The organism is Syntrophomonas palmitatica JCM 14374, assembly GCF_001311885.1.
Classification (GTDB): Bacteria; Bacillota; Syntrophomonadia; order Syntrophomonadales; family Syntrophomonadaceae; genus Syntrophomonas_A; species Syntrophomonas_A palmitatica.
The window spans coordinates 14729-27688 of sequence record NZ_BBCE01000016.1; the positions used below are offsets into that span (position 1 = coordinate 14729).

Annotated in this window: 12 protein-coding genes; 10 read left to right on the forward strand and 2 right to left on the reverse strand. The window is 45.5% G+C overall.

Annotated elements, in window-relative coordinates; genetic code table 11:
- Positions 1 to 2 precede the first annotated feature (2 nt).
- Entirely contained in the window at positions 3 to 701 is a 699-nt protein-coding gene (locus tag JCM14374_RS09660) for an ATP-binding cassette domain-containing protein (protein WP_278279265.1), read from the forward strand.
- Entirely contained in the window at positions 688 to 1479 is a 792-nt protein-coding gene (locus tag JCM14374_RS09665; RefSeq protein ID WP_054696617.1) for an ABC transporter permease, read from the forward strand. Before JCM14374_RS09660 ends, JCM14374_RS09665 begins: the two co-directional genes overlap by 14 nt.
- A 6-nt stretch (positions 1480 to 1485) precedes the next feature.
- On the opposite strand, the gene JCM14374_RS09670 is transcribed toward JCM14374_RS09665, so the two are convergent.
- Positions 1486 to 3282, reverse strand: coding sequence for an eIF2A family protein (locus JCM14374_RS09670; protein ID WP_054696619.1), 1797 nt, complete (start codon positions 3280 to 3282; stop codon positions 1486 to 1488).
- A gap of 265 nt (positions 3283 to 3547) precedes the next feature.
- Here JCM14374_RS09670 and JCM14374_RS15325 point away from each other — a divergent pair, with 265 nt between their 5' ends.
- The 8 genes from JCM14374_RS15325 (at position 3548) to JCM14374_RS09710 (ending at position 12004) form a co-directional block, all read left to right on the forward strand.
- Positions 3548 to 4546 carry a peptidyl-prolyl cis-trans isomerase gene (locus JCM14374_RS15325; protein ID WP_054696622.1) on the forward strand — a complete coding sequence of 333 codons (999 nt, stop codon included), beginning with the start codon at positions 3548 to 3550 and terminating at the stop codon, positions 4544 to 4546.
- 47 nt (positions 4547 to 4593) lie between these two features.
- Positions 4594 to 5028, forward strand: coding sequence for a Fur family transcriptional regulator (locus JCM14374_RS09680; RefSeq protein WP_054696626.1), 435 nt, complete (start codon positions 4594 to 4596; stop codon positions 5026 to 5028).
- A 74-nt stretch (positions 5029 to 5102) separates the two neighbouring features.
- Positions 5103 to 5921, forward strand: coding sequence for an ABC transporter ATP-binding protein (locus JCM14374_RS09685; RefSeq protein ID WP_242848947.1), 819 nt, complete (start codon positions 5103 to 5105; stop codon positions 5919 to 5921).
- A complete protein-coding gene (locus JCM14374_RS09690) occupies positions 5911 to 6834 on the forward strand; it encodes a SufB/SufD family protein (protein WP_054696631.1) in 924 nt (307 codons plus the stop codon). Before JCM14374_RS09685 ends, JCM14374_RS09690 begins: the two co-directional genes overlap by 11 nt.
- 22 nt (positions 6835 to 6856) lie before the next feature.
- Positions 6857 to 7747: a selenium metabolism-associated LysR family transcriptional regulator gene (locus JCM14374_RS09695; RefSeq protein WP_054696634.1), complete on the forward strand. Its 891-nt coding sequence runs from the start codon at positions 6857 to 6859 to the stop codon at positions 7745 to 7747.
- A gap of 218 nt (positions 7748 to 7965) precedes the next feature.
- On the forward strand, positions 7966 to 9303 hold the full coding sequence (gene gdhA / locus JCM14374_RS09700; protein ID WP_054696636.1) for an NADP-specific glutamate dehydrogenase: 1338 nt from the start codon (positions 7966 to 7968) through the stop codon (positions 9301 to 9303).
- Positions 9304 to 9392: 89 nt separating this feature from the next.
- A complete protein-coding gene (locus tag JCM14374_RS14795; protein WP_054696639.1) occupies positions 9393 to 10244 on the forward strand; it encodes a hypothetical protein in 852 nt (283 codons plus the stop codon).
- A 65-nt stretch (positions 10245 to 10309) separates the two neighbouring features.
- Entirely contained in the window at positions 10310 to 12004 is a 1695-nt protein-coding gene (locus JCM14374_RS09710; protein ID WP_242848953.1) for a PEP/pyruvate-binding domain-containing protein, read from the forward strand.
- Between the two features lie 4 nt (positions 12005 to 12008).
- Here JCM14374_RS09710 and JCM14374_RS09715 read toward each other — a convergent pair whose 3' ends face one another.
- Positions 12009 to 12845, reverse strand: a complete 837-nt coding sequence (locus JCM14374_RS09715) for an IclR family transcriptional regulator (RefSeq protein ID WP_054696746.1) — start codon at positions 12843 to 12845, stop codon at positions 12009 to 12011.
- Positions 12846 to 12960: the final 115 nt, after the last annotated feature.

The window sequence follows — 12960 nt, forward strand, 5'->3', positions numbered from 1 at the left end:
CGATTAAAGCCTTTTCGGGAGTTGTCCCCCAGCAGGACAACCTGGACACGCAATTGAACGTGAGTGACAACCTTTTAATATATGCTCGTTTTTACGGCCTGGGGGTAAAGCAAGCCCGGGTTAGAATAACCGAATTGCTTGAATTTATGGAACTGCGAGATAAAGCCCGGGTAAAAATTCACGAGTTGTCGGGGGGCATGCAGAGGCGTTTGACTATAGCCCGGGCTTTGTTGAACAATCCCAGGCTGTTGATTTTAGATGAACCCACCACCGGCCTTGATCCCCAGGTGAGACACCTCATATGGAATAAGATTCGCGAGTTAAAGGAAATGGGGGTTACAGTGCTGTTAACTACCCACTACATGGAGGAAGCTTTTCAAATCTGTGACCGCATTATTATTATGGATAAAGGCTGCAAAGTTATGGAAGGTAATCCCCGTAAACTGCTGCAAGAGGGTCTGGAGTCTTATGTTATGGAAATATATGGCCTGGGACAGGACATAAACCGATTCACGCATGATGTCCAAACCGGAATCCGATATGAGATTTACCAGGATACCCTGTTTGTTTACAGCAACGAACCAGACAGGCTGAAAAAATTTGCCCAAACGTCATCTATCAGTGATTATCATATTCGGCAGGCCAATCTGGAAGACCTGTTCCTGAAAGCAACCGGGAGGAGCTTAAATGAACTGCAATAACGAACATAATGTACCTGCAATGATTAATAGAATTATAAGCGTTTGGCGCCGTCATGAACGTGTTTATAACTCGGATTTTCTAAGCAATGCATTCCCGCCTTTTTTGGAGCCCTTGATCCTTCTGGCCGGTTTGGGCATTGGTTTTGCGCCGTATATAAAAACCATGGGAAATATGAACTACATCCTGTTCTTAGCCAGTGGTATTATTGTAACCAGTTCCATGTATACGGCCGCCTTTGAATGCACCTATGGAACTTTTATCCGCCTTGAATTTGACCATGTTTATGACGGCATGCTGGGAGCGCCTCTATCACCCCATGACCTGATTGCCGGGGAAATCCTTTTTGCCGGTACCAAGGGAGGGTTTTTTGCCCTGGCGGTCTTGATAATAACCTGGCTGTTCGGGATAATTACCTATCCATTAAGCATTGTGGCCGTACTGGTAGGATTTTTATGCGGGATAATGTTTGGCACGGTATCTATGTGGATTACTTCTTTCGTAAAAAATATCAATCACTTCAATTTCTTCTTTACCGGTATCTTATCCCCCATGTTCTTTTTTTCCGGGGCGGTCTTCCCGTTAAAAAACCTGCCCGAAATTTGGCAAATGGCTGCCGAAGTTATTCCCCTTACTCATGTGGTGCGCATGGCGCGGGCTTTCTGTGTTCCAGGGCAATTGGGGTCATACCTGTGGTTTGATCTGCTCTACAGTGTAATCTTTACCCTGATTACCGGTTGGCTGGCCGTAAGGGGAATAAAACGACGGCTGATTGACTGAATTTATTTAGTATAAAGATCCCAATCTATCACTGCGGAGACTCTCAACCTGCCAGCTGTTGTTGCTTTTTTTAAGCACCAGCTTGAATAATTTCTCCTGTCCGTTGCTTTTTACCTTTATATATGCTTTGCAGTAATTGGCCGAATTAATTGTGTATGCCGGGTGGGGTTCGCTTAAGGCCCAGAATTGAACCTGTCCCACACTGGCTTGTTGTCCGTATAGAGATTCCAGTCCGGGGATGTTGGCTGATATCGCTTGCCGGAGCAGTTTTTCAATAAAGGTCCGGGTATCCTGGGCCTGAGTTGAACCAGGAAAGGTACTCAACCCGGTTATAAACCATTTGTCATTCTTCTTAACCAGTTCAGCCGCCCATCCGTCTCCGCCGCCGCTGCCCTGGGAGTTTAAACTGGAGAAGCCCAGGTTGGCGCTGGCCCGGTCGCCGTAAACTTTTAGTTCATGCAGTTGAATATTGACCGCGTAGCTGCGGGCAAAAGGTTTATAATCCCGCTCTTTAAACCGGGTCTGCATGTCAAAAAGGGCGCTCTGTTCAGGATTATGGGTGTTAATAAAGTATTTTTCCAGTAATTTATAATCCCCTTGTCCGGTCATTTCGAATTTACAGCAGCAGTCCACTGCTCCCCGCAAAAAAGCTATAATATCTTCGTGTTCCTCTTTGCCGGATAAAACAGGTTTCTTCATAGTTTTATCAACCAGATTTATTTCTTCGTTGTCCCCACCCATCGTTGCCAGGGATGTGCCGTCCGGAGACAGGGCCAGGGCTGTGCCGGTTACCAGCATCTTCCTGGTGGTTTGGCCTTTTTTATTGGTCAGGTACAAATAGAAGTCGTTTGCTTCAGGGTCTTCCCCTTTGATGATATAGGCGATACTGCCATCATATATGAAACGGGCATCATAGATGTATTCATCACTGAGTTTAATGGTTTGAGGCCTCATATTGTCCGGGATATAATACAGGCCGAAACGGTTCTCACCTACATTCAGGACCGAACGCCCATAAGCATCGCGAAAACGCCCCTCATAAACGGTTTTGATTATTTTGCCCTGGGTGTCGGTAATGACGGTCTGGGGAGATGGCATACCATGTTTTTTAAGTTCTGTTTCACTGGGGTTTTTGATATAGGTAGCGTAAAAGTACTTATCATTAATCTTCCCTTTATAATATAATTCCGCCTGGTTCTCATATTTATGGACTATTTTACCTTCTCCGGGGTCTATGATACTGCCATTGGGCAGGTTGGGGTGTTCGGTATAAATGATCTTGCCATCCGGGGACCAGGCAAAAGCAGTAACCTGTTCATTTTTTAACTCGTCTTCCATTAGAAAACGTTTTTGTTTCATATCATAGATTAACAGGCGGTTTCCTCCTGATAAAGCTAATACCGTGCCGTTGTTGTTCCATCCTGCCCGGGTCATAAGCGGAACATCAGGCAGAAGCAGCTCTGTTTTCTGCAAGGTGCTGTCCAGGAGATAAAGGCCCATGCGGGCAGGGGCTTCTCCCTTAATAATACGGTCCGCGTTTTTCTTAGCCTTAACTATTGAAGGCTTCATGATAAAGAACTTTTTGTGATCAGGCGAAACAGCCACTACCAGATGGTCAGGACCATGATGTACGGAAGCGGGAAGGGTAACAAACTTGTCTTTAAGTACGGCATCAAATAGCCTGGCCTCTCGGTGGGTTTTTTGATTTTGCGTAATATTCGGTTTTGAAACTGAACTGTCATCGAAGCATCCTGCCAGTAAAAAGCAGGTTAAAATCAATAATAAATATTTTACCCTTTGCATATATTTTCCTCTCCTTTTCCATATATCTGCTTTAATATCCAATTGTACGTTATACAGGGAGACATTCTTACATCGATATTAATAATTTCTTATTAGCTGACCCTGTTCTTCTAAAGAGGGATTTCTAATTAATGTTTAATAAAAATATTAGAATTAACGGCTCAGGTAATCAACCCGAGCCGTTTCTATTTTCTGCAAACCTGACAGTAAGAAAATCTACTATGGTATAATAATGAGCAGTGAACCAGAATGGGGAGGAAAGATGATGAGTTTAAGACGGATCGGTATAGTAATTATGGTATTTGCGGTTTTGCTGGCAGGCTGCAAATCGACTAAATCAGATGTGGTAGTCGGTGAAGTTAATGGGGATAAAATTACCCAGGCGGAATTGGATCAGGAATACAAGCTGCTGAAAATGACGTATGAGCAAAATTATATGTATAAACTTGACGCTAACGGCCAGCCCCAAAAGGAGGAGGGTTCTTTAGATCCGGTTAAAGATAAACAGATTATCGATGAGTTAAAAAAACAAGCTTTTGAGGCCATGGTTATGCAAAAACTGCTCTTGCAGCAAGGAAAAAAAGAAGATATTGAAATCAGTGATAAGGACCTGGATGCAGAGTTAAATAAATACCAGCAATCATTAAAAGAAAATAAAATGGATACCGGCCTGTACAGAAATGAACTTAAGAGTCAGATGATTCAAACCGCGCTTTATCAAAAGGTTACGAGAGGAATCGAACCCACTGAAGCTGATCTGAAGAAGTATTATCAGGATCACCTTAGTGATTTCACGACCGGCGGAGGAACACAGATATCGCATATCCTGGTGAAGACCGAAAAGGAAGCCCGGGACATACTGGCACAATTAAATAACGGAGCGGATTTCGCAGCTATGGCGAAGAAGTATTCAACCTGCCCCAGCAAGGATAAGGGCGGGGATCTGGGAATTGTGAATGAAGAAACTGACTTTGTGAAGGAATTTAAAGACGCGGCTTTGCAGCTAAAGCCGGGCGAAATGACCAAAGCCCCGGTGAAAACCCAGTTCGGGTATCATATTATTAAAGCCGGTCAGCGTCAGGCTTCCCAGGTACGCACCTATGAACAGGCTCGTAATGAAATTATTATTAAACAGCAGAAGCTTAAACAAAACCAGGTTTTCCAAGACTATTTAAGCCAGTTGAAAAAGAAGGCTCAAATAAAGAATTATAACGAGTCCGCGGCAAAAAACACCGGAAAAAAGGCTGACAGTTCAGGCAAATAATGAGGTTTTATTGGGTTTGAATAAATCAATTGCGGAGTTGAGTGCCTGTGTATGGTAAATCAGTTCGCGAAAAATTAGAGGCAAACAATTATAAACTGACCAGCCAGCGGGCAGTAGTGCTGGATGTTATGTCAGCTAACCGCGGACAGCATCTTAGCGCTGACGAGGTATTTTTTATTGCTAAAAAAGAGATGCCGAATATCGGCATAGCCACAGTATATCGAACCCTGGAAAAAATGGCCGCCATGGATGTCTTGCATAAAACCGTATTTGACCAGGGCAAGTATCGTTATGAATTGTGTGATGAGAACAGCCATCATCATCACCACATCATCTGTTTGGACTGCGGGGCTATATTTGAGGTGCAGGAAGACCTCCTGCACAGTTTGGAACAACACCTGGAGGAACAGGGCTTTAAAATCGTTGATCATGAGCTTAAGCTATATGCTTACTGTCCTAATTGTCTCAAAGTAGAGGAATAGTAAAAAAGTTTGTAAAAAGGGGACGGTTCAGCCGTCCCCTTTACGCTTATATTGTGACTATTGGATTTATAACCATGAGTTATGTTAAAATATACTTTAACATTATCATGGTCGGCCACCTGGAATTTAAATGGGGGATAGATTTTATGTTACAGCTGGAAAACGTAACTATGGCCGTGAACGGCGGCGCAGGTGAAAGCAGGGAAATTATTCGCGGTATAAATCTGGATTTTAAACCGGGCAAGCTTTATGCTATAACCGGTCCCAATGGGGGCGGCAAAACCACCATTGCCAAAGTCATAATGGGAATTTACCAACATAACAGCGGGCGGATTATCCTCAATAATGAAGATATCAGCCAGTATGGGGTTACAGAACGGGCCAGGATGGGAATTGCCTACGCATTTCAGCAGCCTCCCCGTTTCAAGGGTATAACTGTTTCCGAGTTAATAAAAATCGCTTATCCGCAGGTTGACACCATGGGGCTGCGCAAAAGCCTGCGTGATGTGGGTTTGTGCCCTGAGGATTATATAGAACGTGATGTGGGTCCGGGACTCAGCGGAGGCGAGATGAAACGGATAGAAATCGCTCAGGTTCTGGCGCGTGATGCCCTGGTAAGCATTTTTGACGAACCGGAGGCTGGAGTGGACCTGTGGACTATACAAAGGCTCTTGGGGTTAATTATAAGAAAATACCAGGAGAACCCTCAATCAACCGCTATAATAATTACTCATAATGAAAACGTACTGCCGATATGTGATGAGATAATTGTAGTCGAAGATGGCCAGGTGGCTATGCAGGGGACTTCGAATCAAATCTGGCCTATGATAAAAGGTGATATAGAATGCAAGATTAAAGACCAGTGCAGAGGTGAAATAGGATATGCTAATTAAAAGCGAAGATATGCAGCTGATCAGCACCATTACTGATTTAAAAGAGATTCCGTCTGGAGCTTTGAACATTCGCATAGATGGCAAGGCGGTAATTCGCAGCTCGTCTCCTCATATTCATGTGGGACCCAATGATGACGGAAACGGTTTAAAGGTAGAAATAGATCCGGGAACCAAAAATGAAACGGTGCATGTTCCGGTTATCGTTACACAGGCGGGTTTTAAAGATAAAGTTTATAATACCTTTATTGTGGGTGAAGATGCTGATATAACCATAATAGCCGGTTGCGGGATTCATAATGACAGTCATGCCGATTCTGGCCATGACGGAATTCATACCATTATTGTCAAAAAGGGCGCTCACATGAAATATGTTGAAAAGCATTATGGAGAGGGTACGGGCCTTGGTAAGCGTATATTGAATCCTACTACCGATATAACGATTGAAGACGGCGCCAGCGCGGAAATGGAAATGGTGCAAATCAAGGGAGTTGATGACACCATTCGAGAAACCGTGGCCCACATTGGGCAGGGCGGAAACCTGAAAATCATTGAGAGACTTATGACCCATGATGTTCAAAGGGCCAGTTCCCAAATAGAAGTATTTCTTGACGGGAAGGGAAGCAATGCTCAGGTTTTATCCCGCTCGGTAGCCCGGGACAGTTCGTTTCAGTTATTTAAAGCCAATCTGGTGGGGCGCGAGGAAAGTATGGGACATGTAGAATGTGACGCTATAATAATGGACCAGGCCCGCATACAATCCATACCCCAATTAGCCGCTGAGGATGCGGAAGCGATATTAACCCATGAGGCGGCTATCGGCAAAATTGCCGGGGAACAGTTGGTCAAGCTAATGTCATTGGGATTAACGGAACAGGAAGCCGTAGATACGATACTCGAAGGATTCCTTAAGTAGTTAAATATAAGGTGGTTTGCTCATGAATCTTAATCTTTACAGAACCTATGTTAAAGTCGTGGAAACCCAGAATCTTTCCAAAACAGCCGAGGAGTTCGGACTGTCACAGCCGGCCATAACCAAACAAATACAGGCATTGGAAGACCTGTATGGGGTTCTGCTGTTGGAACGGTCAGGCCGTAAGCTTAAAACTACGGAAGCGGGGGAAACCCTTTACCAGTGCGCCCGCGATATATTGAAGGTAATGGATAAAACCGAGCAAATAATGGAAGAGTTTTCTGAGTCGCGCAAAGGAAACCTATTTATTGCTGGCAGCAACATTCCCGGTGAATACATTCTGCCTAACCTGATTAAGGCCTTTAAAGATAAATATCCGTACATCAATATCAGTATGGCCGTGGCTGATACGGAAAAAGTATTCAGCCAGGTGGCCGAAAGGGAAATCGACCTGGGAATCGTGGGAGGCTGGATAAACAACCGCAAGGTAGATGGTTTTCAGTGGCTGGAAGATGAACTCCTGGTGGTTTTCCCGGCTGAACACAGATTTGCCGGATCAACCGAAGTCAACCTTCATGATCTGGCCCAGGAAAAGTATATATTCAGGGAAAAAGGCTCCGGCACGCGCAGGGTCTCGGAAGAACTGCTGCTGGCCCATGGCATTAAAAAAGAGGATATTAATATTTATATGGAAGCCGGGAGCACTGAAGCAGTTCTGGCACTGGTTGAAGCAGGCATGGGTATCTCTATAGTTTCCAAGTGGGCGGCAGAAAGAATAGATCCCCATCGTAAGATTAAGAGTAGTCGTATCGCTGATGCTGCCATAAAAAGACATTTCTATGTGATCTATCCCCGTCAAAAACACCGCCGCAAGTCAGTACAGCACTTTTTGGAATTTATTAAAGAGATAGATTAGCTATATTGGATGATGATTAGACATAATGATACCCTTCAGGAATTATTCCAAATTTCCTGGAGGGTATCATTAATGTTGTTTTTGCCATTTTTTGCTTCTGCCTGATTTTGAATACAATATACCCGCATAAATCTATTTACATCTTCTCTTATCTAAAACTATAATTTGGATTAGCAAACAGGCAAGCCTGCAATAATTCCAAAGGAGGAAAAGATGCAGTGGCATATGTAACGGAATTAATGGAGAGAGTTGTAAAAAGGAATCCAGGGGAACCTGAATTTCACCAGGCGGTGCATGAGGTTTTAGAATCTCTGCGTCCGGTTATCGCAAAACATCCTGAATATGTAACCAGCGGAGTCCTGGAGAGAATAGTCGAGCCCGAACGGCAGGTTATTTTCCGTGTTCCCTGGGTGAATGACGCTGGCGAAATGGTAGTCAATCGCGGTTTCAGGGTGCAGTTTAACAGTGCTATTGGCCCATATAAAGGCGGTTTGCGGTTCCATCCCTCGGTATATCTGGGAATTATAAAATTCCTGGGCTTTGAACAGATTTTTAAAAATTCCCTAACCGGTCTTCCCATGGGTGGCGGCAAAGGCGGCAGTGATTTTGACCCGCGCGGAAAATCCGAGGGTGAAATTATGCGTTTTTGCCAGAGTTTTATGACTGAGCTTTATCGCCATATTGGACCTGATACTGACGTTCCGGCAGGCGACATCGGCGTGGGCGGCCGGGAAATCGGTTATTTGTTTGGCCAGTATAAACGAATTGTCAATGCATTTGAAGGTGTTCTTACCGGCAAAGGTATTTCCTGGGGCGGCAGCCTGGCACGGCCGGAAGCTACCGGTTATGGTACAGCTTACTTTGCCGAAGAGATGCTGGCATCCCGCGGCGAAAGCTTCGAGGGAAAAACCGTTACCATTTCCGGTTATGGCAATGTGGGAACATATCTGATTGAAAAGGTTAACCAGCTGGGCGGTAAAGTAGTAACTATTGCTGATGAATATGGTTATGTTTATGATCCCGATGGCATCAAAGATGAGAAACTGAACTTCCTGATGGATCTCTGGACAGTTTATCGCAGGCCCGCACAGGACTATGCTCGTGAATTTGGGCTGCAATGGGTAGAAGGACGTTCACCCTGGGAAGTTCCCTGCGATATAGCTGTACCGACTGCCACCCAGAATGAATTGTCTCTGGCTGACGCCCAGCGGTTGGTAAGCAACGGATGTATTTGTGTAGCTGAAGGAGCTAACATGCCTTGTACAGCAGATGCTGTAAATTATTTCCTGGAGAAGTCGGTCCTATTTGGCCCGGCCAAGGCAGTAAACGCTGGCGGCGTTGCGGTGTCAGGGCTGGAAATGTCTCAGAACAGCATGCGTTTTGCCTGGACTTTTGCTGAAGTGGATGAGCGCTTGAAAGGCATTATGAAGGACATCTACCGCAAATCCAGTGAAGCAGCCAAAGAATATGGTTTAGGTGAAAACCTGGTTGCTGGAGCCAATATTGCTGGTTTTATAAAGGTAGCTGACGCTATGATGGCTCAAGGTGTAGTATAATTCCGCCTTAATAAGAAGCGATAATAACTGCAATACTAAGAAGGAGCCCTGGCGGCTCCTTCTTGTATTCACATTGGGAGGACACTCATATGAACACTTTTCCTCGTTTGTCCACAGGTTTGAATGGACTGGACAAAATCCTGGATGGTCTCCGCCTGGGGGACAATATTGTGTGGCAGGTTGATCAAATTGAGGACTACCAGCATTTTGTGCGGCCTATTTTGGTCAAAAGCATCGAAAACCATGGAAAGGTTATATACCTGCGTTTTGGCCAGCACCCGCCCCTAATAGAAGATAATCCGCAGGTCAAAACCTATTATCTTGACCCAACTCTGGGTTTCGAGGCCTTTTCCAGCCGTATATACAATATTGCCAGTGAAGAAGGCATGGGGGTATATTATATTTTTGACTGTTTGTCTGATCTGCTTCCGGCCTGGGCGACCGATTTAATGATCGGCAACTTCTTTCGCGTGGTTTGCCCCTACTTATACGAACTGAATGCAATCGGATATTTTACGGTTTTGCGCAATTCCCATTCCTATGAAACCATCGCCCGCATCAGGGAAACGACTCAGCTGCTGATTGATGTATACCAGCATGAGGGAACCTATTATGTCCACCCCATAAAGGTTCTGGGTCGGTATTCTCCTACCATGTTTTTACCGCATGTAGAGATTAACAATGATTTTGTCCCTATGACCAGCAGTGTTCAGGCGGCCCACTTTTTTCGCTGTTTGAACTCAGGGGGCCGGGGGCGGCGGAACGCCAGCTGGATTACTGGGACCGCATTTTCCTGCGGGCTGGTGATTTGCTGGAAAAGGTGGCTGCCGGAGACCCTGAATCATTGGCTGAGGAAGAGGAAATGCGCGAGAGGATTTGCCAAATGCTCATTGGGCGTGATGAACGTATTCTGTCTTTGGCGCGCCGTTACCTCACTTTAGAAGATCTCCTGCATATCCGCGACCGGCTCATAGGGTCAGGCTTTATTGGCGGCAAAAGTGTGGGTATGCTGCTGGCTCGCAGTATCCTCAAAGCCCAAACGGAAGTTGACTGGGCAGAGTGGCTGGAACCTCATGATTCTTTTTATATAGGCTCTGATGTTTATTACACCTATTTGGTTGAAAACGGGTGCTGGAAGTTGAGGCTGCAGCAAAAACAGCCTGAGTACTATTTTTCGGTTGCCCAGGAATTAAAAAATCATATTATGAACGGATATCTGCCGCGGGGAATACAGGAACAGTTTTACCAGATGCTGGATTATTTCGGCCAGTCTCCTATAATCGTACGTTCAAGCAGCCTATTGGAGGATGGTTTCGGAAATGCTTTCGCGGGCAAATACGAAAGTATATTTTGTGTCAACCAGGGGACACCGCAAGAACGCTACCATATGTTTGAGGAAGCGGTTAAGAATATTTACGCCAGTACTTTGAATGATGATGCTCTGGCTTATCGTTTGCAGCGAGGTCTGGACCAGAGTGATGAACAGATGGCTTTGCTGGTGCAGAGGGTATCGGGAAGCCATCACCGGCGCTATTTCTTTCCTGACCTGGCAGGTGTCGCTATGTCGCACAATCCTTATGTTTGGCGCAGCGATATGGACCCCCGGGCCGGTATGGTAAGACTGGTTTTCGGTCTGGGTACTCGGGCGGTTGATAGGGTAGGCAGCGATTACCCCCGGGTTATAGCTTTAGATAAACCGCTTTTGCGGCCTGATTCCAGCCGTGAAGATATTATGCGTTTTTCCCAGCATAATGTGGACCTTCTCGATACGGTCTTAAATGATTGGGATACGGTTAAACTTAATGAACTGGCTGTCGGTCATGAGCGCCATCCCGGCTGGGAACTGACAGCATCATATGATTATGAAAGGACTAAAAGGTTAAGGGAATTGGGACGTCCCCATCCGGAGAGCTGGGTTTTGACATTTGATAAACTGCTGACTTCCACGCCCTTTACCGATTTGATGCAGAAACTCCTGCGTCAATTAGAAACCGCCTACGATTACCCGGTGGATACTGAGTTTACCGTAAACTTTTCTGCAGAGGGTCAAATGCAGATTAACCTTTTGCAGTGCCGTCCTTTGCAAACCATTAAACGGGTTTTGATTGATACAGAAAAACCTGCATTTAATGGCGAGAGTAAGGTGTTTTTGCAGAGCCACAGTTTCATGGGCAGCAATGTTTGGGAAGAGATGCAGGCCATTGTTTATATTAGTTCGGATTATCATAAGTTGAATCAGGCCGACAAATACCAGGTAGCTCGTTTAGTCGGCAAGCTGAATCGCCAGGCCAAAGAGCAGAATGTAATGCCCTTTATGTTGATCGGACCTGGAAGGTGGGGTACTACTACGCCGTCCCTGGGAGTACCGGTTTCATTTGCAGAGATTTGTAATGCTTCTATGCTGGTGGAAGTAGCTGAACAAAAGGAGGGTTTGATGCCCGAACTCTCTTTTGGGACACATTTTTTCCAGGACCTGGTAGAAACACAGATTTTTTATATCGCTTTAATTGAAGGGCAGGAAGGGTGTGTGTTTAAACCTGAGCTGCTGGCGGGGGTCCCGAATAGATTTGCGGCTATTTTTCCTGAATATAAGACTCTGGAAGATGTAATTAAAGTATGGGTACTGGAAAAGAGGCCGGAAAAAGTTTTCGTGGAGGCCGCTCTACAGGATCACACAGTCCGCGGATATTTATGTTCCTAAAATACTAACGTTTAACATCCGCGGTTTGCGGGTATCCCAGTTTATTGGATATTTTGGCCGCCAGCTCCTTGACCACAGGTACGAGTTCATTGGTCAGGAATGAGGCGGTCATGCGCATGCTGGGTCCGGATACGCTTAGGGCGGCAATTACGCTGCCTTCCTGATTCTTGATCGGCGCCGCTACACACCGTACTCCCTCATCACGTTCCCCCAGATCCAGGGCGTAACCGTCCTGTCTTACTTTATCCAGTTCCCGGGCCAGTGTGATGGGATCGGTGATAGTATCAGTAGTAAAGCCGCGCAAAGCCACGTTTTTAAAGTAACGCTGCAATTCGTCTTTGCCAAGACCAGCCAGAAGCACTTTGCCCGAACCGGTGCAATATGCTGGTCCCCGGTTGCCAACCCGGGCAAACATTCTGACAATAACGATATGATTTGATTCCAACTGGTCTATATAAACGACTTCGCCCCTGTCCAGTATAGCCAAATTAACGGTTTCGTTATATCGTTCCAATAATTCCTGCATTACCGGATAGGCCAGTTCTTTTATATTTGCGGCATAAGTGGCAGAATTACCGATATAGTATAGCTTCATAGTCAGGCGATAGCGGCTGTGAGCATCCTGTTCCACAAAATCATGTTTCATTAAAGTGCTCAGCAGGCGGTGTACGGTACTGGGTTTAAGCCTGACCTTTTGCGCCAGTTCTCCCAGCTGCAGCGGCTGACCTGCTTGAGAGAGAGCTTCCAATATAGAAAGAGCCCGGTCTACTGACTGGACTGATTTGTTATCATCAGCATTGGCTTCCAGATGGTAATCGTCTTCACAGTTACGTCTGGGCATTTGGGCTTCCTTCTTCCGCGCAAAAATATATCTGGCCATAAGGCAGGTTCAATTCATTCTACCCAAGGATTAAATGGCTTGTCAAATACGGGTTACAAAAGGGAAATGAACCCCG

Bases quoted from the DNA above. Each gene is read 5' to 3' on its own strand.
- JCM14374_RS09665 (WP_054696617.1), top strand. From the start codon at position 688: ATGAACTGCAATAACGAACATAATGTACCTGCAATGATTAATAGAATT.
- JCM14374_RS09670 (WP_054696619.1), bottom strand. From the start codon at position 3,282: ATGCAAAGGGTAAAATATTTATTATTGATTTTAACCTGCTTTTTACTG.
- JCM14374_RS15325 (WP_054696622.1), top strand. From the start codon at position 3,548: ATGAGTTTAAGACGGATCGGTATAGTAATTATGGTATTTGCGGTTTTG.
- JCM14374_RS09685 (WP_242848947.1), top strand. From the start codon at position 5,103: ATGAGTTATGTTAAAATATACTTTAACATTATCATGGTCGGCCACCTG.
- JCM14374_RS09690 (WP_054696631.1), top strand. From the start codon at position 5,911: ATGCTAATTAAAAGCGAAGATATGCAGCTGATCAGCACCATTACTGAT.
- JCM14374_RS09695 (WP_054696634.1), top strand. From the start codon at position 6,857: ATGAATCTTAATCTTTACAGAACCTATGTTAAAGTCGTGGAAACCCAG.
- JCM14374_RS14795 (WP_054696639.1), top strand. From the start codon at position 9,393: ATGAACACTTTTCCTCGTTTGTCCACAGGTTTGAATGGACTGGACAAA.
- JCM14374_RS09710 (WP_242848953.1), top strand. From the start codon at position 10,310: ATGCTGCTGGCTCGCAGTATCCTCAAAGCCCAAACGGAAGTTGACTGG.
- JCM14374_RS09715 (WP_054696746.1), bottom strand. From the start codon at position 12,845: ATGCCCAGACGTAACTGTGAAGACGATTACCATCTGGAAGCCAATGCT.